This window comes from Rhodococcus sp. NJ-530 (assembly GCF_003860625.1).
Taxonomy (GTDB): domain Bacteria; phylum Actinomycetota; class Actinomycetes; order Mycobacteriales; family Mycobacteriaceae; genus Rhodococcus_F; species Rhodococcus_F qingshengii.
Genome location: NZ_CP034152.1, coordinates 625,659 through 650,443 on the forward strand (window position 1 = coordinate 625,659; position 24,785 = coordinate 650,443).

The 24,785-nt window shown below is 62.0% G+C and carries 22 protein-coding genes; 12 read left to right on the forward strand and 10 right to left on the reverse strand.

Features of this window, described 5'->3' with window-relative positions; genetic code table 11:
• Positions 1–48: 48 nt before the first annotated feature.
• The gene (locus EHW12_RS02885; protein ID WP_007727127.1) at positions 49–426 is read right to left on the reverse strand and encodes a hypothetical protein; all 378 of its coding nucleotides are present in this window, start codon (positions 424–426) and stop codon (positions 49–51) included.
• 63 nt (positions 427–489) lie between these two features.
• On the opposite strand from EHW12_RS02885, the gene EHW12_RS02890 reads away from it, so the two are divergent.
• Together EHW12_RS02890 and EHW12_RS02895 are read left to right on the forward strand one after the other, a co-directional pair.
• On the forward strand, positions 490–1,068 hold the full coding sequence (locus EHW12_RS02890) for a CGNR zinc finger domain-containing protein (RefSeq protein ID WP_007727125.1): 579 nt from the start codon (positions 490–492) through the stop codon (positions 1,066–1,068).
• Between the two features lie 134 nt (positions 1,069–1,202).
• The gene (locus tag EHW12_RS02895; protein ID WP_042450529.1) at positions 1,203–2,810 is read left to right on the forward strand and encodes an ABC transporter substrate-binding protein; all 1,608 of its coding nucleotides are present in this window, start codon (positions 1,203–1,205) and stop codon (positions 2,808–2,810) included.
• A 355-nt stretch (positions 2,811–3,165) separates the two neighbouring features.
• Here the strand turns inward: EHW12_RS02895 and EHW12_RS02900 are convergent, their stop codons facing one another.
• Positions 3,166–4,668 (reverse strand): MFS transporter, encoded by a 1,503-nt coding sequence (locus EHW12_RS02900; protein ID WP_050655929.1) that lies wholly within the window; start codon positions 4,666–4,668, stop codon positions 3,166–3,168.
• Positions 4,669–4,826: 158 nt separating this feature from the next.
• On the opposite strand from EHW12_RS02900, the gene EHW12_RS02905 reads away from it, so the two are divergent.
• Positions 4,827–5,501 (forward strand): TetR/AcrR family transcriptional regulator, encoded by a 675-nt coding sequence (locus EHW12_RS02905; protein WP_007727120.1) that lies wholly within the window; start codon positions 4,827–4,829, stop codon positions 5,499–5,501.
• On the opposite strand, the gene EHW12_RS02910 is transcribed toward EHW12_RS02905, so the two are convergent.
• The gene (locus EHW12_RS02910; RefSeq protein WP_125050259.1) at positions 5,491–6,450 is read right to left on the reverse strand and encodes a DMT family transporter; all 960 of its coding nucleotides are present in this window, start codon (positions 6,448–6,450) and stop codon (positions 5,491–5,493) included. The two genes, EHW12_RS02905 and EHW12_RS02910, sit on opposite strands and share 11 nt — an antisense overlap.
• A 272-nt stretch (positions 6,451–6,722) precedes the next feature.
• On the opposite strand from EHW12_RS02910, the gene EHW12_RS02915 reads away from it, so the two are divergent.
• A complete protein-coding gene (locus EHW12_RS02915) occupies positions 6,723–7,001 on the forward strand; it encodes a YHS domain-containing protein (protein ID WP_125050260.1) in 279 nt (92 codons plus the stop codon).
• 78 nt (positions 7,002–7,079) lie between these two features.
• Here the strand turns inward: EHW12_RS02915 and EHW12_RS02920 are convergent, their stop codons facing one another.
• The 3 genes from EHW12_RS02920 to EHW12_RS02930 form a co-directional block, all read right to left on the reverse strand.
• Entirely contained in the window at positions 7,080–8,402 is a 1,323-nt protein-coding gene (locus EHW12_RS02920) for an MFS transporter (RefSeq protein WP_206434810.1), read from the reverse strand.
• Positions 8,386–8,913, reverse strand: coding sequence for a carboxymuconolactone decarboxylase family protein (locus EHW12_RS02925; RefSeq protein WP_058227976.1), 528 nt, complete (start codon positions 8,911–8,913; stop codon positions 8,386–8,388). The genes EHW12_RS02920 and EHW12_RS02925 overlap by 17 nt, the downstream gene beginning before the upstream one ends.
• A 73-nt stretch (positions 8,914–8,986) precedes the next feature.
• Positions 8,987–10,417, reverse strand: a complete 1,431-nt coding sequence (locus EHW12_RS02930; protein WP_029537467.1) for an MFS transporter — start codon at positions 10,415–10,417, stop codon at positions 8,987–8,989.
• Positions 10,418–10,667: 250 nt separating this feature from the next.
• Here EHW12_RS02930 and EHW12_RS02935 point away from each other — a divergent pair, with 250 nt between their 5' ends.
• From EHW12_RS02935 to EHW12_RS02945, 3 genes are all read left to right on the forward strand, one after another.
• Positions 10,668–11,474, forward strand: a complete 807-nt coding sequence (locus tag EHW12_RS02935; protein WP_125050261.1) for a hypothetical protein — start codon at positions 10,668–10,670, stop codon at positions 11,472–11,474.
• A gap of 198 nt (positions 11,475–11,672) precedes the next feature.
• A complete protein-coding gene (locus EHW12_RS02940) occupies positions 11,673–12,050 on the forward strand; it encodes a metal-sensitive transcriptional regulator (RefSeq protein ID WP_064111441.1) in 378 nt (125 codons plus the stop codon).
• Positions 12,051–12,057: 7 nt separating this feature from the next.
• Positions 12,058–12,462: a 6-carboxytetrahydropterin synthase gene (locus tag EHW12_RS02945; RefSeq protein WP_125050262.1), complete on the forward strand. Its 405-nt coding sequence runs from the start codon at positions 12,058–12,060 to the stop codon at positions 12,460–12,462.
• A gap of 41 nt (positions 12,463–12,503) precedes the next feature.
• Here the strand turns inward: EHW12_RS02945 and EHW12_RS02950 are convergent, their stop codons facing one another.
• On the reverse strand, positions 12,504–14,105 hold the full coding sequence (locus EHW12_RS02950; protein ID WP_125050263.1) for an ABC transporter substrate-binding protein: 1,602 nt from the start codon (positions 14,103–14,105) through the stop codon (positions 12,504–12,506).
• Positions 14,106–14,268: 163 nt separating this feature from the next.
• The gene (locus EHW12_RS02955; protein ID WP_230793173.1) at positions 14,269–14,724 is read right to left on the reverse strand and encodes a hypothetical protein; all 456 of its coding nucleotides are present in this window, start codon (positions 14,722–14,724) and stop codon (positions 14,269–14,271) included.
• 91 nt (positions 14,725–14,815) lie between these two features.
• Between EHW12_RS02955 and EHW12_RS02960 the strand changes: the two genes are divergently transcribed.
• A complete protein-coding gene (locus EHW12_RS02960; RefSeq protein WP_125050264.1) occupies positions 14,816–15,490 on the forward strand; it encodes a class I SAM-dependent methyltransferase in 675 nt (224 codons plus the stop codon).
• Here EHW12_RS02960 and speB read toward each other — a convergent pair.
• Positions 15,454–16,410 (reverse strand): agmatinase, encoded by a 957-nt coding sequence (gene speB / locus EHW12_RS02965; RefSeq protein WP_003941134.1) that lies wholly within the window; start codon positions 16,408–16,410, stop codon positions 15,454–15,456. The genes EHW12_RS02960 and speB overlap by 37 nt on opposite strands.
• A gap of 146 nt (positions 16,411–16,556) precedes the next feature.
• On the opposite strand from speB, the gene EHW12_RS02970 reads away from it, so the two are divergent.
• From EHW12_RS02970 to EHW12_RS02985, 4 genes are all read left to right on the forward strand, one after another.
• Complete coding sequence (locus tag EHW12_RS02970; RefSeq protein WP_007727089.1) at positions 16,557–17,192, forward strand: XRE family transcriptional regulator; 636 nt, start codon at positions 16,557–16,559, stop codon at positions 17,190–17,192.
• Between the two features lie 133 nt (positions 17,193–17,325).
• Positions 17,326–18,171, forward strand: a complete 846-nt coding sequence (locus EHW12_RS02975) for a carbon-nitrogen hydrolase family protein (RefSeq protein ID WP_054827723.1) — start codon at positions 17,326–17,328, stop codon at positions 18,169–18,171.
• Entirely contained in the window at positions 18,168–19,856 is a 1,689-nt protein-coding gene (locus tag EHW12_RS02980; protein WP_007727084.1) for an NAD(P)/FAD-dependent oxidoreductase, read from the forward strand. The genes EHW12_RS02975 and EHW12_RS02980 overlap by 4 nt, the downstream gene beginning before the upstream one ends.
• A 127-nt stretch (positions 19,857–19,983) precedes the next feature.
• The gene (locus EHW12_RS02985) at positions 19,984–23,190 is read left to right on the forward strand and encodes an NAD-glutamate dehydrogenase domain-containing protein (protein ID WP_125050265.1); all 3,207 of its coding nucleotides are present in this window, start codon (positions 19,984–19,986) and stop codon (positions 23,188–23,190) included.
• On the opposite strand, the gene EHW12_RS02990 is transcribed toward EHW12_RS02985, so the two are convergent.
• A complete protein-coding gene (locus tag EHW12_RS02990) occupies positions 23,167–24,684 on the reverse strand; it encodes a PucR family transcriptional regulator (protein WP_064111427.1) in 1,518 nt (505 codons plus the stop codon). The genes EHW12_RS02985 and EHW12_RS02990 overlap by 24 nt on opposite strands.
• Positions 24,685–24,785: the final 101 nt, after the last annotated feature.

Below are 24,785 nucleotides of genomic sequence, written 5' to 3' on the forward strand. Positions count from 1 at the left end.
GAAAACCAACCATACAGTCTCTACTGGGGCGGGTGGCCCGCCCGAGTGTCAGGCGCTGGTAGTCCTCGCGACGACGAGATCGCTCACCGCGATCTGGGCATTGCCGATTGCCGTCTGAACTGGTTCGCAACTGCTCGATGCTCGGGCGAGCGCAAGAACTGCGGTGAGCAGGGCAGCGTCGGGTTGTCCTTCGAACGGTCCGCTCTGGACATCGAACTTTCCAGCTCGCAACTGCTTTTGGGCGTTGATTCCCAGTTGTGAAATGACCTCGTCCATCGCGGTCAGGCATTGGGCGAGCGCTCCGATCGACCAGTAGAGCTCGGCTGCAACGACGGGTGTCCCCGACGCCACGGTGCCGGCGCGGCGTAATCGGTTGTGGGTGTCGAGGAGTATCTCGGGCAGTCCGTGGTCTGCGCAGTGTTCCATCCCGCCGCCTCCGTAAGGTGTAAAGTTAGGTTATTCAATTACGGTAAAGCAGGGAGGTAAGGGATGCAAGTAGTTTTAGACGATTACGTATCCGGTGCGTCGTTTGCGACGGACCTGGTCAACACCTCACCCCGAGTGTGGGTGGAGGCTGGTGACGCGTTGCCAGACTCCCAGACGCTTCGGGATCTACTGAGTGAACACGGACTCTCGCCGGACGCACTCCGCAACGGACGCGGGCCGACCAGCGGTGAACTTGCGGACGTTCAGGGGCTCAGAGAGGAAATTCGTTCGGTTCTCGATGCTCCGACTGCCGGCGAACTAGTCGATCGCACTCATCAACTTCTCCAGGCCGTCCCGCATCACGTTCGACTTACGCCAGATTCCCAGAACGGCTATCGGTGGAATGCAGTACCGGACAACACAATCGATCTCGCGGGTGAACTCAGGTTGTTGATCGGATACTCGTTGCTGGGGACTCTGCGCACATTGGGGTACGAACGATTCCGTCCATGCGCATCGCCGACGTGCAACGGGGTGTTTGTCGATACGAGCAGGGGAGGGCGACGCCGATACTGCATGCCGGCGTTGTGCGGCAACCGAATCAACGTCGCGAATCACCGTCAACGGCAGCGTCGTACTTAGCGTCTGCGCTTGTCCGGTCGATAGTGACAATCGAACAGAGTACGGCCGACTGTATGGGGAACTTCAACGAGATACAGACCACGTCAGTCCCGCACGATTGTCGCCATGGCAACTCCTAGTAGATGGCGGCTCGTATGAAAGCCCGTTCTGTCTCCGCGACAGCAGTTATCAGCGTTGGCGTTTTCACCCTGGCCGGGTGTGGCGGCGCATCCAGTCCCGAAGGTTCAGTCGGTGAGTATGCAAAGGACGGCAGTTTCACGACTGTCATCAACGCCGATCCCGGAAATCTGCACCCTCTGATCACCAACCTTACGTCGACTCAGATCGTGAACGCGTACTCGTACGATTCGTTGATCGACATCGACGCGCAAACACGCACTGTGCGTCCCTATCTGGCGGAGAGCTGGAGTGAAGAAGGGAACACGCTGAAGTTCGTGCTCAAGAAGGGCATCACTTGTGCCGACGGCACTTCCTTCACCGCACAGACCGCGGCCGATGACATCAACTGGGTCATGGATCCTGAAAACGCTTCACCGCTACGCGGATCCACTGTGCCGATGTCGACTTCGGCCTCAGCGGACGGTGACGAACTGACGGTGACTACCGCCGAGCCAGCGCCCTTCCTACTCTCTCGAATCGGCGCGTTGCGGCTTCCGTGCGCTGCGACGCTCGAAGATCCGGCCAGCATCCGTTCGAGTAGTAACGGAACGGGTCTGTTCAAGGTCACCGAAGTTGTTCCGAACGATCACATCACGATGGAACGCCGCGACGGTTACACCTGGAGTCCGAACGGCGAGACCACTTCCGACACTCTCGGAGTGCCGAAGACAGTGACGATCAAGATTGTCACCGATCCCAGTACGACGGCGAATCTTGTTCTCACCGGCGGAGTGAATGCCGCAGCGGTCACCGGTTCGGACGAGGAACGAGTCTTGGCCGCGGGTCTGGATTCGAAGACCTACACCACGTTGTCCGGCGAGTTCATCTTCAATCATTTCGCGGCCCTACCCACGGCAGACCGTGCTGTACGGCAGGCCCTCGTGCAGGCAGTAGACCTGGACGACTACACCGAGATCACCACCGGCGGTAAAGGAACCCGCGCACGCGCCCTCGCGGTTTCGGAACCCCTTGCCTGCGACTACAACAGTGTCGAAGGGACGATCCCCGATTTCGACGTCGATGCAGCAAAGAAAACGCTGTCCGACGCAGGTTGGAAGGCGGGTCCCGACGGCATCCTGACGAAGGACGGTCGACCGCTTGCCCTCAACGTGATTTTCAACAACTCACGCGATACGAACTCTGCCGCCGCGGAATACGTGGCAACACAGTGGGAAGGACTGGGCGCGAGAGTGAAACTGACCGGCGGCGACTACAGTTTTGTCATCGCCAACACATTCAGCACCACCGACCTGTCGTCGTGGGACGTTTCCATCGGTTTGACGCTGGGGAGCGATACGCCGAGTATCTTTGCGAAGTACTTCACCGGCCCACCGAAGCCTGAAGGAGTGAACTTCGCTTCCCTCGACAACAAGAAGTACATCGAATTGTCCACTGAGGCTTCGCTTCTTCCCGGTGACGAGTCCTGCAAGGTCTGGGAGGAAAGTGAGCGGGCATTGTTCAAGGACGTCGACCTGCTGCCGGTATCCACGACTCCCGCTCACATGTTCTTCAACGGGGCAACGTCGATCTATCCGCCATCGAGCGGAATCCTTCCGGGCTCGGCGATCCGTGTCCTGAAGTAGGACCCTCGGCAAACGCTCACTTTCGGGTATTGATCATCCGAAGAGCAAACCGAAATACCACCGCAGCACCCGCACCTGCAGCCAGGCCGGCGACGACATCGGCAAGAAGGACACCGACGCCTATGCCCAGGACGGCAGCGGCGGCGACAGCAAGGGCTACGTCAGCACGAGGAGCGGCGATCGCGGCATCCTTTCCCCGAGTATCGAACGAGCACCCATCTCAACGGAGCATGTCACGAAACTGTCGTCCGCAGGTGTATCAACAGCAAAATGTGTGAAACGCGTCGGCCCCGACGGAGTTGGACTCCGCCGGGGCCGGGCTGTGTGTACAGCGCAGTGTGTATTGCGCGCTGGCTCAGTGTGTCGGAACGGATTCCTTCGACGTGGTCGGGGACGTATCGGTGTGCTGGCTACCAATCTCCTTGCGGGAGTTGGAGCCCTTGAACCGAGGGAGGAAACCGGCCAGGACGAGTGCGACGACGGCGGATCCGGCAGCGAGGGCCATGACGACGCGGAAAGCGTTCTCCGACGGCAGCGTTGCCCCACCGATGGACATGGTCATCTGGGCGATGACGACACCCGCGATGGCGCTGGCGAATGATGTACCGAGGGAGCGCATCAGGGTGTTGAAGCTGTTGGCTGCACCGGTCTCGGACGGAGGAACAGCCCCCATGATGAGAGCGGGCATCGCGCCGTAAGCCATACCGGTACCGGCGCCGATGATCACGGCGATCACGATCAGTTCCCAAATCGAGTGCATGGCGAAAATGCCGATGCCGTAACCGATTGCGACGACAACGGCGCCGAGCATGAGCGTCACCTTGGGGCCGTGCGAATTGGTGATACGTGAGGACAGCGGAGAGATCAGCATCATGATGATGCCGGAGGGAGCCATGACCAGACCCGCGGTGAGCATCGAACCGCCTAGGCCGTAACCAGTGACTTCAGGCAACTGGACTACCTGGGGAAAGACCATGCTGGCGGCGAACATCGCGAACCCGAACACGATCGATGCGAGGTTGGTGAAGAGCACCTGGCGGCGGATGGATACGCGTAGATCCACCAGCGGCTTGGGGGTGCGTAGTTCCCACCAAGCCCAGAATCCGAATATCAGGATCGCGGCGCCGAACAGGGAAAGCGTGAGCGTGCTCGTCCAACCCCAGTCGCCACCCTTGGAAATGGCCAGTAGTAGAGCGATGAGGGCGGCTGAGAGCGAGATTGCCCCGCCGAAGTCGAACGTGCCACCTGTGCGAACCGTCGATTCGGGGACCAGGACGACAACAAGAACGGCCGCAAGAGCGCCGAGCACGGCTGACGCCCAGAACAGGACGTGCCAGTCGGCGTACTCGGCGATCAAAGCCGCGATCGGAAGACCTAGAGCGCCACCGACTCCCAGTGAAGCGCTCATCATCGCAACAGCGCCGGCGAGCTTCTTGGGCGGAAGCACGTCGCGCATCACGCTGATGCCCAGCGGAATGACGCCGGCAGCAAGGCCCTGCAGGATTCGGCCGGCAACGAGGGGGATAACGCTCGAACTGAGTGCTCCGACCACCGAACCGGTTACCAACAGCGCCATGCTGATCAGGAGTAGACGCCGTTTGCCGAACATGTCGCCCAAGCGGCCCATGGTTGGGACGGCGACGGCAGCTGCGAGCAGCGTGGCGGTCACAGCCCACGCGGTATCGGACGCCGGCGCGTTCAGGTACTCGGGCAGATGCGGGATGATCGGGATGACCAGCGTCTGCATGAGCGAGACGACGATGCCGGAAAACGCCAGAACAGCCACCACTGCGGTGGTGGCTGGCGACTTCGTTGTCTGTGGCGGCGTTGTCGGTGGTGGAGAAGTGGTTGACGACATTGCGGTAACTCCATCGGAGGAAGAACGAATAATGGTTTAAGTCAGTTGATTGAACTAAAGTTAAATCAAGTGACTGACTTAACGGAAGGGTGCGCCTCCGATCGTGACGAATATCTCCGGTGCCGAGCAGCTTCGGATGGTCGAGGATGATGGTGCCCATGACTACGAGGACTGAGGACGCGTCGGCCGACGTCGGCGGCGCCGCAAATTCCGCGCGCTCTGCTGCAACCCGAGACCGCATTCTCGCCGTCGCCGAGCAGTTGTTCGCCGAGCACGGTGTCTTCGCGGTTTCGAACCGCCAGGTGAGTGAAGCGGCGGGTCAGGGCAACAATGCAGCCGTCGGATACCACTTCGGGACCAAGACCGATCTGGTCCGCGCGATCGTGAACAAGCATTCCCAGCAGGTCGAGAAGAAGCGTGGCGAACTGCTGTGTGAGATCGAAGGGTCCACAAACGTTCGTGACTGGATTTCGTGTCTGGTTCGGGCGTCGACCGATCACTACGCCGAAATGGGTGGCCCGACTTGGTACGCGCGGTTCAGTGCACAGATTCTCACCGACCCGGTCCTGCGGAAAATCGTCTACGACGAGGTACTGGCCTCGCCCACCCTGCAGGAGACGCTTCGGGGACTCTCTGACTGTCTGGCCGACATGCCGATGAGTGTTCGACGCGCCCGCGCGGACATCGGACGCAATGCGATCGTGCACATGTTCGCCGAACGTGAGCGCACGCTTGCCGAAGAGGGGCCGGACGCGGTCACGTCATGGGAGGACTTCACGACCGACCTCGTCGACGCGCTGGTCGGACTTTGGACGGCTCCGATCAGCCGCTGACCGGCCGTTTGTCCGCGCTAGCCGCCCGGTCCGGGGCAACCCTGCGCAATGGATCTCGCGTCGGCGGAAGATCCAGGAGCAAGCCGACTCCGGCAAGAATGATGACAAGACCGCCAACGAGCGCGAAGGTAACAGGCTCGTTCAACCACAGCACTCCGATGGCTGATGCCGAAATCGGAACGAGAAGAGTGACGGCCGATGCCGCGACTGGACCCGCCTGACGAATTATCCAGAAGTAGACCAGGTAGCCACCGGCGGTAGCCCCCAGCCTCAGGGCTACCACGGCGATGAGTGGGCCGACGGTTATGGGCCCCGGAGGGGGAGCGACGGCGGACACCGGCACCAAGAGGGCGACCGCGGCAAGTTGTTGGCCGAGGGCCAGCGTCAGGGGTGGAGTGTCCTGGAACGACTTTCGTGCGTAGACACCTCCGACTGCGTACAGCAGCGCCGCGGTCAAAGATGCGCCAATGGCCAGCATTGCGCGACTGTCGATCGCTGACGGAATTCCGCCGACAAGCACCGAGACGCCGACGATGCCGATCGCGACCCCCGAGAGTTTTCGCCAGGTGATCTTTTGTCGAAGCCAGAAAGCGGCGACGAATACGGTGAACATCGGAGTCGTGGCATTCAGGATCGACGCCGTCGACGAGTTGAGGCCGACGATCGCAGTTGCGACAAGTGTCAGGGGCCCAGCGACGTTGAGGGCAGCCAGCAGTAGGAATGCAGGAAACCGATGACCGACCGCGCGCCAGGTCGATCTGCTGGAAGCAGTTGTCAGCGCGAGAACCAACGCTGCAACAATGAAGCGGCCGTGCGTCGTGCCGACGGCGCCGAGAGTTGGTGCTGCCACAGCAACCAGGGGGAACGAGCTTCCCCATAGCATGCCGACCAACAGCAAAGCTCCAACTACGGCGAATCGGCTGCTGCCGATTGCTTTCCAATTCTTCATTGCTCCTCTTCGCCGACGACCTCGCGGACATGGATGGTCGATGCCAGACCTACCCTATACCCCCAGTAGGTATAGGGTTGACTGTGTCATGATGCTGCAGACGAGCGGGGATCCAGCGACGGTATATTCCCTATCCTGCAACGGTTTATACGGCGAGATGTCAACTGAACGCACCCTCAGTCTCAGTAAAATATACCTATAGGGGGTATACTGGCGGTTGTATCGGGCTCGCTTGCGGGCCACATCCGTCCCGCAAAAGAACAGGAATCCCAATGAGCAGTTGTGGCTGTGGCAACACCCCGAAGTCTGACGCCAAAGGCGATGTCGGCGCTGTCGGTTCGGCGATGTCGACCGGTGGTAAAGACCTACTCACCGCTGGCAGTAGTGAACTCGTCGAATGTCGGGTCATGCCCGGCAGCGTGATCGAGAAGGTGCGTGCCGAAGCGGAAGGCCTGTTTCGTGACTTCGAAGGTAATCGGTACTGGTTCTGCTGCAGGGGATGTGGACCTCGGTTCGACGCAAATCCCAGGAAGTATGCCGACGTGAGCTGAGTGAAAAGTGGTGGTGCAGGCGATGGCTGCACCACCACTTTCGTTGTAGCCCTGTCGGGGGCAGTCGGACCGTCGACGTCAGACGGTGCGAGCGCACGCGCACTGGGCAGCCGTCAAGGTGCATTCGCCTCGCGTGGTTTCGTACGTCGCCTGTCCGGGCAATTCAGCAACTGTCTCCCGAGGCCAAAGTGCAAATCCTGCAACGGTTCCCACTGCGGCAAGCGCCGCAAGGATGCTCCAGGTGACCGCAAATCCCGCGCTCGAACCAACCCATCCGGCGATCGGATAGGTGACAAGCCAGGCGAGGTGTGACAGGGAGAACTGGGCGGCGAATACCTCCGGTATACCTGCGGGTTCGACGGAGCGCCGAAGTACTTTTCCGGTCGGAGTGACGATCATGGCCATCCCGGCGCCGACGAGTGCCCACACTGCGGCAGTGAGCATCCACGTGAATACACCGGCCACGGCGAGGGCTGCTGCCGCGCTGGCACTGACGACCAAGACAACGGAACCTGCTGTCATCACAGTGCGTTCAGCGGTTCTGTCGAGAACGCGTGGAAGAAGCAGCGCGGTCACCAACGTGCCGGTGCCTGACGCGGCAAGCATCCACGCCACGTCGGATTGGGTTCCACCGAGCTCGTCGCGGACGTAGTTGACGGTGTTGACCACCACGATCGATCCGGCTGCTGCCACCACGAGATTGAGTGCCATGATGCCGCGCAGTCGCGGCGTGGTCACGAAGATTCGCACCCCCGACGCGATCCGATCCCACGCCTTGCGGTGAGTACTTCGGCGAGCGTTGGGGATTCGGGTGGCCAGCACGAGCAGTGCCGAGACCGCAAAGCCCACGGAGGTGGCGACGAACAACAGGTTGAATGTCATGAAGGACAGTGCGACCGCGGCAAGAACAGGGCTGAGCAGGCTTTCCATCGTGTAAGCGACCTGCGATGCCGACAGTGCGCGGGTGAAATCGGCCTCGTCGGTCACGATGTCAGGGATGACCGCTTGGAACGTGGGAGTGAACGCTGCCGACGCAGCTTGGAGAACGCCCACCAGCACGTAGATGTGCCAGATCTCGCTGACGAAGGGCAATGCGATCACGACCGCTGCGCGAATGGCGTCGAGGGCAACGAGGAAAGCCCGTCTCGGCAACCGGCCTACGTACGCCGCCGCGAGTGGAGCGATCACGACGTACAGGGACATCTTGATCGTCAGCGCGGTGGCCAGCACGGCTCCGGCGCTCGGTCCGGCGAGTTCGTAGGCGAGTAGACCCAGGGCAACCGTCGCCAACCCGGTGCCGAACAGCGCGATGATCTGGGCGCTGAAGAGCAGGCGATAGTCGCGAATCAAGAACAGACGCAGGCTGTTCCGTTCCGGTGCGGAGTTAGCGATCCGGTTCATCTGGTTTCACTCCCGCGACAAGATTGAAAGCTCCGGTCAGGACATTGAGGGCGACGATTCCGACTACGTCGGCGATCTCGCGATCACCGTAGCCGTGCGCTCGAAGGCCCGTGATGTGTTCGTCTGAAATCGAGGCAGGCTCCCGATAGACGCGAAGCCCGAGGTCGATCATTGCCGCGATGGCGGGATCGGCCGAGGTGCCCGCGCGGGCACGCTCGATCTCGTCCGCCTCGACGCCGTTGGCGTGCGCGGCGGCGACGTGGGCTTCGAGGCAAACAGCGCAACCTTGCTGGACCTGCACAGCGATAGAGATTCGCTCGGTGATCTTGCGGCTCAGTTTCGCTCGCTTCATTGCCCGGCTGAGTTGCAGATAGCCGCCCAGCACAGCGGGCGAATGAGCCATCGCCGCGACCATGTCACCGACCTGTCCGTGACGGTTCACGAGTTCGGCGAGAAGGTCTTTCGATGCACCGACAGCGGTGGTGGGCGTGAGAGAAGCAAGGCGCGACATAACGAGTCCTAAGTGGTTCCGCCGGTGGTGGGTTCGGCTGGTGACAGCCGGCCGAACCCACGACCGGAGTTGGTCAAGAATTGACGGTGGATTGAACGGTTCGAGGATCGTCGACCTTGGTCGACCGCATCACGACCGCGGTGATTGCTGCGCCAACCACTGCGATGGCGGCTGCTCCGAGGAACACGGCGGAGAAACCGTTCGTCAACTCCGTCAGGTCACCGAGTTGATCAGCGCCGAACACTGCTGCGATCGCGGTCATCACCGCGAGGCCGACAGCCGAGCCGACCTGGTAGCTGACGTTGACGATGCCGGAAGCCAATCCGCCCTCTTCCGGGCGTGCAGCCGAAATCGCCGTACCGAGTGAGGGAATGAACGCCAGCGTCATACCTGCGGCAGCCACGAGCGATGCCGGCAGTACGTCGACCCAGAAGTTGCCTGTGGGCCGGATCAACGACATCCAACCCAAACCGATTCCCAGTACCAGCAATCCGGCTACGATCATTGCTTTTGCGCCGAAGCGCGCCATGGCCCGTGGTGCCACGACGACCATGCCGAGCATGACGAAGATCGTCATCGGCAGCAGCGCCGCACCGGCCGGGAAGGCGCTGTATCCGAGCACTTGCTGCAGGTACAGGTTCAGGAAGAACCACATCGGTATCCAGGCGGCGCCGAGGACGAGTTGAGCGATGTTCGCGGCACCGAGGTTGGGCGCCTTGAAGATTCCCAGACGCACCAGAGGTTCCCGACGCTTGGACTGGATCAATACGAATGCACCCAACAGAGCGGCCGAAACGGCGAGCGCCAGCCATGTCTGCCCGGATCCCCATCCGACATCAGGTGCTCTGACGATGCCGAAGACTCCGACAGCAAGACCTGCGGTGACAGCGAGTGCGCCGAGGAAGTCGATCGACCCGGTACGTGCCGGTGCGTTCGGCATCAGCAGGGGAGTAGCGATCAGCGCGATGACAGCGATGGGAATGTTGAGGTAGAACACCCAAGGCCAGCTGGTGTATTCGGTGATGACGCCGCCGAGGAACACGCCGGCCGTACCGCCGGCCGGGGCGGCAGCGCCGTAGATGGACAGCGCCTTGGTCATCTCTTTCTGCGTGCTGCCGAACAGCATCATCAGCAAGGTGAGCGCGGAGGGCGCGATGAGTGCGGCGCCTGCGCCCTGGACTGCACGGCCCGCAAGTTCGACGGCGACGTTACCGGCGGCACCGGCGACAACGGAACCGATCAGCAGGATCAGCCAACCAGCGGAGAACACTCTGCGGGCGCCGAACAGGTCGGACAGGCGGCCGCCGAGGAGGAGTAGCCCGCCGAACGCGATGACGTACGCATTGAAGACCCAGGTCAGGCCTTCTTGGGAAAAGCCGAGATCGCTCTGCATCTGGGGGAGAGCGACGCCGATGATGGAGGTGTCCATGATGACCATGAACTGAGCGGCGGCGATCAACGCCAACGCCCACCACTTACGGGTGGATTTCGGTTGTGTGGACATTCTGAGTTCCTTACCTGTACGGGGTATAGGTGATGCTTGTGTGGTCAAGGGGTGTCGTAAGCGGGCCTGGGTGACATCGGCGCAGCGCTTCGTTGGGGTGCACGGGGAAATGCTGCTCTTGGAACTCATTCGGCCGGCGCTCTGTGTAGATGCGCATCGGATCTCCTTCGAGTGAATTCAGGGTGTTCGAGTAGTTCGTTGCATACCCTAGGGGGTATGGTACAAATTGCAACAGGTTCGATGTCAAGGAGTGCAGAACCTGACGCAGACGGCAACGAAAGTGCTGCCGACCCAAACTTTGGAGGGCAAGATGTTCAGCGACAACGGCTACACACTGGAATTGGCAACGTCGGAGGCGACCGTCGGCAACCATGTCCCCTTGCAGTTCCGGATCCTGGATCCGGTTGGAACTCCCTTGATCCGGTACACGGACACCCACGACAAGCAATTGCATCTGATCGTGGTCGGTCTGGACCTGACCGGATTCCAGCACGTGCATCCCGAATTGGACGAGAACGGAAACTGGCATGTGTCAGTCGATTTCGATCATGCGGGAGACTATCGAGTAATTGCTGATTTCACTCCGGACGGTGGTGACGGAATCACGCTCAGTGCGGATGTGCGCGTCGCCGGATCCTATGATCCTCGGCCGTTGCCCGCCGCTACTGCCGCCACGACGGTCGACGGCTATACCGTCTCCCTCGAAGGCGCGGCCCATGCCGGCCAGACATCGAAGCTCACGCTCTCGGTCAGTCGTGACGGAATCCCGGTCACGGACTTGCAGCCCTACCTTGCCGCATACGGGCATCTGGTCGCGTTGCGTGCCTCCGACCTCGCCTATCTCCATGTCCATCCGGACGGCTACCCCGGTGACGGTGTCACGCCGGCTGGACCGGCAATCACCTTCTACGCCAACATGCCGAGCGCCGAGGATTACCGGTTGTTTTTGGACTTCAAGCACGGCGGAGTGGTGCGTACGGCGGAATTCACGCTGACGGCCGACAATGCGACCCCACCTGCGTCCGAACATGCGAACCACGCGCACCACGGGCACTGAGACCGAATGCGTTTCGCAGCAGCGGGAAAACGGGCATCGCTAATCGCCATGCACCCATCTGTTCGCGCAGTAGCGAAGTGCGTGGCGATGTGCACAGTGATTGCTCTGCAAGACAAGGGAAGTCGAAGAGTATCCGCACATCGCACCGGTAACGAGAATTGTTGCGAAGTCACGCGTTGACGAACAGGAGGACATCGAATGTCGGAAGCGACAGAAGTTGGCAGTGCGCCAAGCAGCGCTCCAAACAGTGTCCAAAGCAGTGATGCGACCGGCGATGTGTGCTGCACGGGAGATTCGCACGGCTACATCACCGCCAAGGGCGACTACCTGGCGCGTCTGCGTCGCATAGAAGGTCAAGCTCGCGGCCTGCAGCGCATGGTCGACGAGGACAAGTACTGTATCGACATCCTGACGCAGGTGTCGGCGATGACCAAGGGCCTCCAGGCGGTGGCCATGGGCCTGCTCGAGGACCACATCGGCCACTGCGTCGTCAAAGCCGCTGTTGCCGGTGGGCCCGAGGCGGACGCGAAGATCAAAGAAGCGAACGACGCGATTGCGCGATTGGTCCGCTCATAGAATTGTGATGAACATTGATACCTTGGTGCGCATGTTCAGTATCGAGATCCGTCGTACATTCGCTGTGAGGCAGGGGCTTCCGGCACCGGTGCGGGACGCGAAGAACTTGCCGCCGCTGATGCCTGCCGAGGGATTTCGCGTGACGATGCGAGTGGCGTTCTCGTTCGAGGACGACCAACTCGGAGAACGTGGATGGTTTGTCGACACGGACGCTCTGGACGAGTCCGTCGATCGATGTGCCGAGCAATTGGCGAGCGGTGTCTGGCCGGAGATTTTCGATTTCCGTCCGTCATTCGAGAATGTCGCGAAGTGGGCTTTCAGTGAACTTGCGTCCAGCATTCCTCAGCTGACCTACGTCGAACTCGACAACGAGACGATCGGTGTGGCAACAAGATACGTCAGATCACAATGATCTGACGTATCTCGTTGACGCACCGCGTTCGGTCGACCGGCCTACTGGTAGAGGCGCAACGCAGAACCGATGAAGGTCTTACCGAATGCGAGTCCGGCCTTGTTGAAGTAGAAGCTCAAGACCGTATCTGCAAACGGGACTGCGGACACCGTTTTGGTGATCTGTGACTCGGCGTCCGCCCACTCCGCGCACGCTGCTTCGCCGGTCAAGCCGGATGCCTTGGCAACGGCTGCTTCGTAGGCGGGGTTGTTGATCGAAGAGAAGTTCTTACCTGCTGCCGGAGCAGGACCGGAGAAGAACGGGACGAACCCGCTGGGAACCGAATTGTTGATCTGGATCCACGCGATGTCCCACTGGTTGTTGTCCTTGCCACTGAGCATGACGTCGACAACCTTGGTCTGGTCGGCTCCTGTCACCTCGACGGTCGCACCGAGGTCGGACCATGCCGACTGGGTGAGCTCGGCTGCCGCGCTGCGCGCATCTTCGCCGGCAGCGTAGAAGAGGCGGAGGGTCAGCGGCTTTCCGTCCTTGCTTCGTTTGCCGTCGGAGCCGGCGGTCCAACCTGCAGCGTCCAGTGTTGCCTTTGCTGCGCTGAGGTCGAAGTCCGGAATGTTGCCTGCGACAGAGTCGTACACACAGGCTCGGGGCTCGACGGAGACAAGACTTGTTGCACGGGTGCCCTGGCCGCCAGTGATGACTTCAGCGAGATCGGCGAGATTGACAGCCTGGACGAGAGCTTTTCGAACGGCGGGATCGCTGGTCGGATTGTCCGCAATCTGATTGAAGTACATCTGACCGGCGGGAAGTGGGCGCTGGACCGAGTCGAAATTGGCGGCATCGATGCGATCCTTGTCCGGACCGGCGATCGGAGATGCGCTCAGTTCGCCTGAGAGAAGCTGGTTTGCTGCGGTGCTGACATTGGGTGCCATGACAGCAATGACTGTCTTGGGGACACCCGGTGTGTCGGAGGTGGTGTCGTCGGGCCCCCAGCTGTAACCGTCACGACGCTCGAACGTGTAGTGGTCATTGGCCGAGACTTCGGTGACTTCGAACATGCCGGAGCCCAGCGACTTGTTGTTCGAGGCGGTCGGATCTTCGAGACCGGCATCGCACATGATCGGGAGGCGACTGATGGTGAGGAGGAGGAACGGGGTCGGCGCCGGAGTGGTTACCGTGATGGTGCGGGTGGCGAGATCGGCAGTGGCCGAAGCGCCGATGGGAACTGTGGTGCCGCGTTGTTGTGAACCCTTGGCTGGATCGGCTACGAAGTTGATGTTGTTCGCGACGGTCTGTGCAGTCAGCGTCGACCCGTCGGTACAGGTCACGCCTTCACGAATGGTGAAGGACGCGGAGGTCGGCGTTTCTTCCCACTTCTCGGCCAACCATGGTTTGAATTCACTGGTTTCAGGATCTTGGTAGACCAGGGAGTCGTACGCCAGCTTCGAAATTTCCGCGGTTGCCGCAGAGCCGGACATGATCGGGTTGAGTGCACCCGGATCGCCTTGCAACGCGTACCGGAAGGTTCCGTCAGTCAGAGGCTCACCGCCGCCGGAGCCCGAGGACGTGCCTCCCGAGCTGCAAGCCGACAATACGAGCGCGAGCCCCGCGGTCGCGGCAAGCGTCGAATAGGAGCGGTGTTTCATTGTGCCTCCGTGAAGGAGCCGGGGCCCGGGAGTGAATCGTGAGGGCGCAGTCGAGTGTGACCGCTAAATCTTGGCGTAGGACGTGACGGGCATCTCGGTCGATCCTCACGAAAATCGGGCGGATTTTTGTTCGATTTCACGAAGGTTGGAGTTCTGGTTCAGTTCACGGGGAGTCGAGGTCACTTCGTCGTGGCCACCCGGTCTCCGTGAGCACGGTTGCTGGAACTGACCTCAACGGGGAGGTGGGGCCGAGACCGTGGAGGTCTGCGTCGTCGTCGATTTCGGACCAGAATTCGTCCGCCGAAACATCAAGGCCGAGAACGATCCACGGCGGTCCGGCTTCTTGGAACGCGTACGAGACGGTTCCGGTACGCGGAACTGTCGTATCGAACAGTCGGTCTCCGACGGGATAGCCCTGCTGCTCGCCGACCAAAGTCAAGGTAGTCGGTTCGAAGGATGCATCGCGCAGAATCTTCTCGACTGCGCGGTCGAAGCTCTGCCGGACGCTGAACTCTTCGTCCGAGTTCGAACCGGTGAACTCGGGGAAATGCGCACAACACAAAACGTATGGGCCTGCTGAGTTGCAGTAGAGACGAAACACGGGAAATCCACCGGCCACGACGTGACGTTAGCAGGGCGTCGAAATGGAGAAGTTGCTGTTTCAGCAAAGATGGTTGCGTGAGTTGTGGAAGGTCGTTCATCCTGGGTGCATGAGCCACGAACACCACAATCACCACGAAAACTCCGATACCACCGAGAATCCGTACGCCAAGGCGGACGCACAGTTCTGGAACTCGCTGTACGAGGAACGCCCCGCGCGCTGGAGCGGAAATCCCAACCCACAGTTGATTGCCGAAGCCTCCGACCTGGAACCGGGCACGGCACTCGACGTCGGTTGCGGCGAAGGTGCCGACGCTTTGTGGTTGGCGCGTCGCGGGTGGAAGGTCACCGGCACCGACATCTCGTCGGTTGCGCTCGGCCGCGCCCAGGCTCACGTCGAGGGCGAGGGCGTCGACATCGAATGGCTGGAAGCCGACCTGACGAAGTGGGATCCGCAGGGGCGCTCGTTCGATCTGGTGTCCGCGCAGTTCTTCCACATGCTCGAACCCGCGCGCGGGGAATTGTTCCGTGCTCTCGGAGATCTGGTCGCGCCCGGCGGGCATTTGCTGATCGTGGGCCACTCACCTCACGAGTCGCCGACCGAGCACCATCGGGCCATGCTCCATACACCCGAATACGTGGAGTCGCTGTTCACCGATGGTTGGAAGGTGTTGGTCTCGGAGTCGCGGGAACGTGATCTTCCCGCGAACCCCGAGATGCATCACACGACGGATAGCGTTGTGCTGCTTCAGCGATTGAGTGCGAGCACCGACAGCAACTCGTAAGCGACGTGGGCCGCTGCGATACCGGTGATCTCGGCGTGGTCGTACGCCGGCGCTACCTCGACGATGTCGGCGCCGACCACGTTGAGTCCCACCAACCCACGCAGTGTGTTCAACAATTCGCGAGAGGTCATGCCGCCCGCTTCGGGTGTTCCGGTGCCCGGAGCGTGGGCGGGATCGAGTACGTCGATGTCGACGGAGACGTACACCGGGCCACCGTCGAGGCGCTTACGCATGCGCTCGACGATGCTGGCGACGCCGTCGACCTCGTAGTCGTCACTGCGGATCACCTGGAAACCGAGGACGCGGTCGTCTTCGAGGTCTTTCTCGCTGTAGAGCGGTCCACGGATGCCGATGTGCTGCGAGCGCTCCATGTCGATCAGGCCCTCTTCGCTGGCGCGGCGGAAGGGGGTGCCGTGGGTGAAAGGCTGACCGAAGTAGGTGTCCCAGGTGTCGAGATGAGCGTCGAAGTGCAGGACGGCGATCGGGCCGTGATCGCGGGCCAGTGAACGCAGGATCGGCAGTGCGATGGTGTGATCGCCGCCGAGCGTGAGCACGGAGGAACCGTCGGCGCGCAGGTCGGTAACGGCGGACTGAACCGTCGTGAGAGCTTCCTGGATGTCGAAGGGGTTGACGCCGATGTCGCCGAAATCGGCTACCTGCTGGTTGGCGAAGGGCGAGACCTTCAGCGCCGGGTTGTACGGACGCAGCAGCTTCGACGCAGCGCGGATGTGGCCCGGACCGAACCGGGCACCGGGGCGGTAGCTGACACCCGAATCGAAGGGGATGCCGAGGATCGTCACGTCGGCGCGCGAGACCTCGTCCAGGCGCGGGAGACGCGCAAAGGTGGTCGGCTCGGCGTAGCGGGGGACGCGCGTGGCGTCGACGGGTCCGATGAACGATCCGGGGTTGTTGGTAGCCATGTGCAGAGGTCCCTGCTCTCGATTCGGCGCACACCGGGCGCCCTTCAGTGATGTAGCTCTCTGAGCAAGTATGGTTTCTTCAAGAGGCTCGGTTGTCAACCCCTGTTTCCTGAAAGGGACACGGCGGTCGTGAAGGAGTGGGTTCAGTGGCCAAGGCGAAGGAAGCGGTCGAGCCGGTCGGACCGCGCATCGGGGCGAGGCTCAAGGCGGCACGTCAATCGAAGCGGTTGACCCTCGACGACCTGGCCGAGGCCTGTGGTGTGACCAAGGGGTATCTCTCGAAACTCGAGCGCGATCACGTCAACGCGTCGGTGGCGACCCTGATAAAGGTGTGCGCGGTGCTCGAGATCCCCGTCGGATCCCTGTTCGAGAATGCGTCCGCCGGTGAAGTAGTCCGCGCCGACGCCATGCCGCAAATCAGCTTCGGTGGCGAAAAGATGACGGAGTACCTGCTCACGCCTACCAACGAGCGTCGAATTCAGGTGCTGCTCGGCGAGCTGGAACCAGGCGGCGGAAGTGGTCGGGAGTTCTACAGTCTGCCGATCGACGTGAACTTCGTGCACGTGCTCGAGGGCGGCTTGCGGGTCTCGTTCGAGGGCGGTCGGACGGATCCGAACGGTGAGGCCGTCGATGCCGAAGACGTCGTACTTGCGGCGGGCGATTCCTTCACATTCACGCCGACGCACAACCATAGTTTTCAGGCCGAAGGCTCGGTTCTGGCGAAGGTTCTGTGGGTCTTGAATCCGGCATTGCCGGAAGGGCCCCGCGCGTCGTCTTCGTGAGACTCGAATCCGTGAATGTTGATTCTTAGGAAACAAGAGTTGACATGATTGGCGGCACCCGTCACGCTGGTAGTTGTCCCCGTCACACACACCGTCGAAAATTGGCGTCACGGAACTCCTGAAGGAGCGCACCATGCATGTCGATTCAGTTCGAGTTGGCCTGTTCCAAGGTCCGCTCACCACCCCGGACACCTTTGCGTCGGTGGAGTTCAACCTCGCTGCAATCGACACTGCTGCCCGCGAGGCTGCGGCATCCGGTGCGAAGATCCTGCTGACGCCGGAGATGTCCGCAACCGGCTACGACATCGGTGAACTGGTGTCGCTACGCGCGGAGCCGGCCGACGGCCCTATCTTCGATTCCGTCGCCGAGATTGCTCGAAGTGCCGGCATCGCAGTCGTCTACGGCTACCCCGAACTCGACGGGGGAGACGTCTACAACAGCGTGCAGGTGGTGGACCGCGATGGCACTTCGCTTGCGCACTACCGCAAGACGCATCTGTTCGGCACGCTCGACCGTGAGCACTTTCGGCCAGGTGAGACCTTGGTGGTCGGGTTCGATTTCGAGGGTATCCGCTGCGGATTGTTGATCTGCTACGACGTGGAGTTTCCCGAAGCGGTTCGGGCACACGCCGACGCCGGTACAGAATGGCTCATCGTGCCGACAGGCTTGATGACTCCTTACGAACACATTGCGCAGCAAGTGGTTCCGGCCCGCGCATACGAGAGTCAGATGTTTGTCACCTATGTCAATCGCTGCGGTGCCGAAACCGAGCTGACCTACTGCGGTCTCTCGTGCGCCATCGCGCCCGACGGTGCCGAGTTGGCGAGGGCCGGCGGCGACCAGGAATTGCTCTTCGCGGACATCGCCGCCGCCACCGTCGCGCAATCGCGCACTCTCAATACACATCTCGACGATCGACGCCTCGATCTGTATCCAGACCTTCCTGTCACGACTGTCTCCAAGGAGAACCGTAGATGACCATCCCAGTAGCTCCGGACAGTTCCTCGGAACCCGGCAAGCAGCCGCCCCTCACGATGTTCGGACCGGATTTTCCGTTCCCGTACGACGACTACGTTTCCAGTCCGGCGGGACTCGGCTCGGTGCCCGATCTGGCACTGGGTACCGAAGTTGCCGTGATCGGTGGCGGACTCTCCGGCATGATCGCGGCCTACGAGTTGCTCAAGATCGGTCTCAAACCGATTGTCTACGAAGCTGATCAGATCGGTGGCCGGATGCGGTCGGTCGAGTTCGACGGGCACCCCGGGGTTGTCGCCGAGATGGGCGCAATGCGTTTCCCACCGTCGTCGACAACGTTGTTCCACTACCTGAACGAACTGGGTCTGCAGACCGAAGAGTTCCCCAATCCCCTTGCCGAGGTCACGCCGAGCACCGTCATCGATCTCAAGGGCGAGAGCCACTACGCGCACACTCTCGAGGATCTGCCGCCGATCTACACCGAGGTGGCGCAGGCCTGGCAGCGCACTCTCGAAGAGCATGCCGATCTGATTCCGTTGCAGCAGGCCATTCGTGACCGCGACACCGCAGAAATCAAGCGGATCTGGAACGACCTCGTGGTGCGCTACGACGACCAGACGTTCTACGGATTCCTCGCCGCGTCGAAGCACTTCAAGTCCTTCCACATGCGGGAAGTGTTCGGACAGGTCGGATTCGGTACGGGCGGTTGGGATACCGACTACCCCAACTCGATCCTCGAAATCCTTCGTGTGGTCATCACGGCCGCCGACGACGACCACCGCGGCATCGTCGGTGGATCGCAGCAGCTGCCGATGCGGTTGTGGAACCGCGCCCCGGCGCACATGGCGCATTGGCCTGCCGGTACTACGGTCGCTTCGCTCAACGACGGTGAGACGCGTCCCCGCGTCACCGAACTCCGGCGTACCGAGCCCGGCAACATCACGGTGACGGACTCCGAAGGTTTCATTCGCACGTATGCGAGTGCCGTTGTGACAGTGCAGAGTTGGATGCTGCTGAACAACATCAGGTGTGACGACGATCTGTTCCCGATCGACCACTGGACTGCGATCGAGCGAACTCACTACATGGGTTCGACCAAGGTGTTCGTTCTCGTCGACCGCCCGTTCTGGAAGGACAAGGACCCCGTGACCGGCCGTGATTCGGTGTCGATGACACTGACCGACCGTATGAGTCGCGGCACCTACCTGCTCGATCAAGGCGAGGGCAAGCCAGGCCTGATCTGCTTGTCGTACACCTGGTCGGACGATTCGCTGAAGCTGCTGGCGCTCGACGCCACCGAGCGCATGAACATCATGCTGCGCTCTCTCGAAGAGATCTACCCCGGCGTTGACTTCCGCAGCCACATCATCTCGAGCCCGGTGACGCTGTCGTGGGAAACCGAGCGCGACTTCATGGGCGCATTCAAGGCGAACCTTCCGGGGCACTACCGCTACCAGGAGCGCCTGTTCTCCCACTTCGTGCAGAATGATCTCGAACCGCGTCATCGGGGAATCTTCCTCGCCGGTGACGACGTGTCGTGGACCGCCGGCTGGGCTGAGGGCGCGATCCAGACCGCGATCAACGCGGTATGGGGCGTCGTCAACCATCTCGGCGGCGCTGCGCCTGCCGAGAATCCCGGACCCGGCGACGTGTTCGAGGAGCTTGCTCCGATCAGGTTGGGCGACTGAGCTCACCGCAACTGCCGAAATGTCGTGCCCGATGGGGGTTGGTACTCCTATCGGGCACGACCTCTTTCCGGTGATCCACGCAACACTGGAAAGTGTTCGGATCCAATAATTTCCAGGAGGGTGTTCAATGGCGAGCACATCATCGGCGACCAAGACCGCAGCTGCAGAATCGAGACCGGCAGGCGGTGATCGATCCGGTGACCCGGCGCTCGAACTGGTCGCCGAATTGGCAGCAGCGGGCCAGCGACTCGTCTTCCGTCAGGGCGACGACTTGAACAGCGATGCCCTGAGCAGTGACGATCTGACCTGTGTGGTGCTGTGGCCGTCCGGAGAGCCCTCCCTCTCCGATCTGTGCGAGAACTTCGAGTCCCTCGGACTCCGAGTTTCGACGCACCGCCCCCTTCCGACCGTTCTGGGTTCGGCGCACTACTTCACCTTCGAGCCGAGCACCTTCGACGGCAGTGCGCTGGAGAAGATGGCGGACGCCTTCGAAGCCGTCATCGCCGGACAGACCCGGATGGACGCATTCTCCAGTCTGATCGGACGAGCAGACATCACCTGGCGCGATGCAGAGTTGCTGCGCGCTGCGTGCCGTTTCCTCGCTCAGGCTCGTATCGGGTTGTCCGAGAGCTACATCGTCGGAGTGTTGGCAGCGAAGCCACTCTTCGTACGGCAGGCAATCGAACTCTTCACTGCGCGTTTCGATCCCGCCGTAGCAGGATTGCGGGAGACAGCAGTGGCCACCGCGGCGGCGGCCATCGACGAATCAGTCGACGGTGCAGACACTCTCGACGAGGATCGCGTCTTGCGCGGCGTTCGTTCGTTCCTGCAGGCGACTCTGCGCACCAACTGGTACCTGCGTGGTGAGTCCGGCGACCCGCTGCCGTACGCGTCGTTCAAGATCGACTCGCAGTTGCTCTCCACCCCGCAGAAGACCGTTCCCTTCCGCGAGATCTACGTCAGCGCACCCAATGTCGAAGGCGTTCATCTGCGTAGTTCCTCCGTCGCCCGTGGCGGCCTGCGTTGGTCGGATCGATACGAGGACTACCGCACCGAGGCCCTGAGCCTCATGAAGACCCAGAGCGTGAAGAATTCCCCGATCGTTCCTTCGGGTGCCAAGGGCGCGTTCGTGGTTCGGGGCACGTCGTCACCAACCCCGGCGCAGGTGCAGGAGTCGTACAGCACCTTCATTCGCGGCTTGCTGGACGTGGTGGACAACATCGTCGACGGCGCTGCGGTACACCCGGCAGAAGTAATCGAGTACGACGGTGAAGACTCCTATCTCGTCGTGGCAGCAGACAAGGGGACCGCACGGTTCTCGGACGTCGCGAACGGCATCGCCGTCGAGCGTGGTTTCTGGCTCGGCGACGCCTTTGCTTCCGGCGGTTCGGCCGGATACGACCACAAGGCGATGGGCATCACCGCTCGCGGCGCCTGGGTAGCGGTACGACGCCACTTCGCCGAGCGTGACCTCGACGTCGACACCGATCCGTTCACCGTCGCGGGCATCGGTGACATGTCCGGCGACGTGTTCGGCAACGGAATGTTGCTCTCGCACAAGATCCGTTTGGTCGCGGCATTCGATCACCGCCACATCTTCATCGACCCGAACCCCGACACCGAGACGAGCTTTGCCGAACGCGCTCGCCTCTTCACCGTGCCGCGCTCGTCCTGGGACGACTTCGATCGCACCGTGATGTCGCCGGGCGGTGGCGTCTGGCCGCGGAGCGCGAAGTCGATCCGCCTTCCGCTCGAGGCGCGTGCGGCCCTCGGAATCACCGAGGAGAACTTGACCCCGCAGGAACTGATCCGAGCGGTCCTGTGTGCTCCGGTGGACCTGTTGTGGAACGGCGGCGTCGGTACCTACGTGAAAGCGTCGACCGAAAGCAACGTCGACGCGGCCGATCCGTCCAACGACGCAGTTCGCGTCAGCGCTGACGAGTTGCGTGCAACCGTGGTGGGTGAGGGCGGCAACCTGGGTTTCACCCAACGTGCCCGCATCGAATATGCCGCTGGCGGAGGACGAATCAACGCCGACTTCATCGACAACGCGGCAGGCGTGGCTACCTCGGACCGTGAGGTCAACATCAAGATCGCACTCGCAGAGTTGGACTCGACCTCGCGCAATGAACTACTTGCGGCGGCCCAGGACGAGGTAGCCGCATCGGTACTCGAGGCCAGCGAAGATCAGACCCTCGCGATCAGCCTGGCCGAGCACCGCGCGCCCGCCCTACTCGATCAGCACGAACGGTTGATCGAGAACCTCGTCTCGGCGGGCGCCATGAAGCGACTGGAAGAATCTCTGCCCGACGCCAAGGCGCTGGCGGTCAGGGCGCGTGCCGGGCAGGGCCTACTCCGTCCGGAACTTGCTGTGCTGGTGGCGCAGTCGAAGAACGTGCTGACGGCGGAATTGGGGGCGTCGACCGTCCCGGACAATCAGATCTTCGCCGATCGTCTCCCGCAGTACTTCCCGCTCTCCGTCGTCGAGGCAGCACCGGACGCGGTCCGCGCACATCGGTTGGGCCGCGACATCATCATCACCTCGGTGGTCGACGAACTGGTCAACCGCGTCGGACCCGGCGTGCTGTTCCGGCTCGAGGAACACCTCGGAGTCCACAGTCCGGAAGCGGCTCTGGCCTACGCAGTGGTCAGCGAAGTGCTCGGCACCGAGGAACTTCGGCGCGAGATCTTGAACTCGGAGCTGCGCGCCACCGAGCAGTTGCAGGCTCTCGATCGCTTGCAGCAGTTGTTGGAATCCGAAATGAGCTGGGTGTTGCGTCGTCCGGGAGCAGCCGGCCGGTTCACCGTGAACCCGCGCGCCGACATCGATCGGTGGGCAGCCCCGGTGCGGGAACTCACCGACGGTTTGTCGGCCAGCGAGCGCATCGAGGCGTCTTTCGGAGCGCTCGCCCTGGCAGACATTGCACTGCAGGAGAATACGACGGCCGCGGCCGCAGCCGCGATCTATCGGGAACTCTCCGACGCTCTCGATCTGGGCGATGTTCTCGGGGGCGTCGACGTTGCCGTCGGTGCCTCGCATTGGGAGGTCATGGGCAGCGCTGCCGTCCACGCCAGGTTGACGGCGCGTTTCGCAGACCTCGTGTCCGGAGCGCTCGGAGAAGGTATTCCGGAGGTCGTCGAGCTGTGGACCGCCGCCAATCCGCAAGCGGTGCGCCGGTTCACGGCTTTGATGTCGAGTGTGAGCCGCAGTGGAGCGCTGGACACCGCCCGTCTCTGCACGGTCGACGCCGAACTCGAACTACTCGTCCGCGGTGCGTCGAGCTTCGCTTCGGTGCATGCGGAGGAGCGTTCAGCGGCCCTCCCAGGCGAGTAGCGATAGCAGTAGTTCGGCTCTGACCCTGGCCTGCCCGAGGTCGCATTGCAGCAGTTCCTCGATGCGTGCGATGCGGCCTCGGAGGGTGTGCCGATGAACACCGAGTTCGGCTGCGGCCGATTCCCATTGGCCGTTTGCCTCGAGATAGGCGCGCAAAGACGCGGCCAGTGCGGTTCCGTGTGCCTGGTCGTGTTCCGTCAACACCGGGATGGTGTCCGCAGCCATGGCGATCAATGCCTCACGGGCAGACTCGGATGCCAGAATCGTCGAACCACTAAGAGCGTCGAACTCGAGAATACGCGCCGTAGCCGTCGTGAGGTTGGCCGCGGCGCGGGCCTGGACGAGTGCGCGGGGTGCGTCGAGAAGACGGTGAGGGGTGCTGATTCCGGCACGCACCGTCTTCGCCTCGGTGGGGGAGAGCTGCGCCAGTAGTGTTTTGGCAGTGTCGATTGTGTCGGTTCCGCGAAGGAGGACGGTCAGCGAACCGTCCTCGGATTGCGCGAACAATGGCCGGCCTGCTCGCGCGAGAGCGTTGTCGAGTTCGCGAAGAACGGGGCCGAGTCCGGATCCGCGAACGTGGACGACACGGACGTTGCCGTGCGTGTCGCTCGCTTCGTCCAAGTACGACGGCACACCGTCCTCGGGGATTCGGCCGTCGAGTAAGAGCCCGAAAGCCATGGCGTTGAGTCGAGTTCGCTCGGCCCGTAGTCGAACCGGTTTCTCGAGTTCGAGAGTGAGCAGCGAGACCGCATGCCCGAGCAACACTCTGTCGATATTGCTCAGGGGCCCGGCGCCCGCCATGGCGAGGTAGCCGTGCCAACTGTCGGTGACGCCGACGGGGGACAGTGTCAGCGTCCGTTCGGGTGTGCTCTGCGAGATCGACGCCGGAGCGTTGGGATCGCGGGTGGTGGCCGCGACCGCGCGAACCTCGGTGATCAACGACTTCTGGTTTGCCGGATGCACCGCGGTGATCCGATCACCGACAAACGCCACCGAAGTTTTTGTGGCCGTGGCTAGTTCACGCACGATCGCCGACACGCCACCGCGCAGTGCAACGCGGGTGATGCGCGTCTGTACTTCTGCCGCGCGGAGTACCGATTCGTATTCCTGCTGGCTCAGACGGGTCATCACCGCGCGCGTGACTGCCGCGAACGGGGTCGTGAACGGCACTTCCAGCAGGGGGAGTCCGCGGCTGCGGGCGGCGGCAATCAGGTCTGTGGGCACACTCTCGTGGGAAAGGCCGGTCCCGAAACCCAGAGCCGATACTTCTGCGGCGGCCAGACGGTCGATGTACTCGCTGTAGTCGGTGGCGTCCGCGCCCACCAGTGCCAGCCCGGTGGTGAGCACCAATTCGCCGCCGGAAAGCCACGGGGTGGGGTCCGTCAGCTCTGTGGCCTGCGCAAACGTGACGGGGTGGGTGGCAGCTGCTCGGTCGGTGAGCAGAGCCAGCGAGAGGTGTTTCTGGCGCAAGAGCCACGAGATCGGAACCGTCACCTGATCAAGGCTAGCTGTCGTTGCCGATATGGAGTAGCCCTGGAGCTCCGGGTATCCATTTCGGCAGTGCTTGCGATGCTTCGCGCGTCGCATACTCGAAT

Bases quoted from the DNA above. Each gene is read 5' to 3' on its own strand.
- EHW12_RS02885 (WP_007727127.1), bottom strand. From the start codon at position 426: ATGGAACACTGCGCAGACCACGGACTGCCCGAGATACTCCTCGACACC.
- EHW12_RS02890 (WP_007727125.1), top strand. From the start codon at position 490: ATGCAAGTAGTTTTAGACGATTACGTATCCGGTGCGTCGTTTGCGACG.
- EHW12_RS02895 (WP_042450529.1), top strand. From the start codon at position 1,203: ATGAAAGCCCGTTCTGTCTCCGCGACAGCAGTTATCAGCGTTGGCGTT.
- EHW12_RS02900 (WP_050655929.1), bottom strand. From the start codon at position 4,668: ATGTCGTCAACCACTTCTCCACCACCGACAACGCCGCCACAGACAACG.
- EHW12_RS02905 (WP_007727120.1), top strand. From the start codon at position 4,827: ATGACTACGAGGACTGAGGACGCGTCGGCCGACGTCGGCGGCGCCGCA.
- EHW12_RS02910 (WP_125050259.1), bottom strand. From the start codon at position 6,450: ATGAAGAATTGGAAAGCAATCGGCAGCAGCCGATTCGCCGTAGTTGGA.
- EHW12_RS02915 (WP_125050260.1), top strand. From the start codon at position 6,723: ATGAGCAGTTGTGGCTGTGGCAACACCCCGAAGTCTGACGCCAAAGGC.
- EHW12_RS02920 (WP_206434810.1), bottom strand. From the start codon at position 8,402: ATGAACCGGATCGCTAACTCCGCACCGGAACGGAACAGCCTGCGTCTG.
- EHW12_RS02925 (WP_058227976.1), bottom strand. From the start codon at position 8,913: ATGTCGCGCCTTGCTTCTCTCACGCCCACCACCGCTGTCGGTGCATCG.
- EHW12_RS02930 (WP_029537467.1), bottom strand. From the start codon at position 10,417: ATGTCCACACAACCGAAATCCACCCGTAAGTGGTGGGCGTTGGCGTTG.
- EHW12_RS02940 (WP_064111441.1), top strand. From the start codon at position 11,673: ATGTCGGAAGCGACAGAAGTTGGCAGTGCGCCAAGCAGCGCTCCAAAC.
- EHW12_RS02945 (WP_125050262.1), top strand. From the start codon at position 12,058: ATGAACATTGATACCTTGGTGCGCATGTTCAGTATCGAGATCCGTCGT.
- EHW12_RS02950 (WP_125050263.1), bottom strand. From the start codon at position 14,105: ATGAAACACCGCTCCTATTCGACGCTTGCCGCGACCGCGGGGCTCGCG.
- EHW12_RS02960 (WP_125050264.1), top strand. From the start codon at position 14,816: ATGAGCCACGAACACCACAATCACCACGAAAACTCCGATACCACCGAG.
- speB (WP_003941134.1), bottom strand. From the start codon at position 16,410: ATGGCTACCAACAACCCCGGATCGTTCATCGGACCCGTCGACGCCACG.
- EHW12_RS02975 (WP_054827723.1), top strand. From the start codon at position 17,326: ATGCATGTCGATTCAGTTCGAGTTGGCCTGTTCCAAGGTCCGCTCACC.
- EHW12_RS02980 (WP_007727084.1), top strand. From the start codon at position 18,168: ATGACCATCCCAGTAGCTCCGGACAGTTCCTCGGAACCCGGCAAGCAG.
- EHW12_RS02985 (WP_125050265.1), top strand. From the start codon at position 19,984: ATGGCGAGCACATCATCGGCGACCAAGACCGCAGCTGCAGAATCGAGA.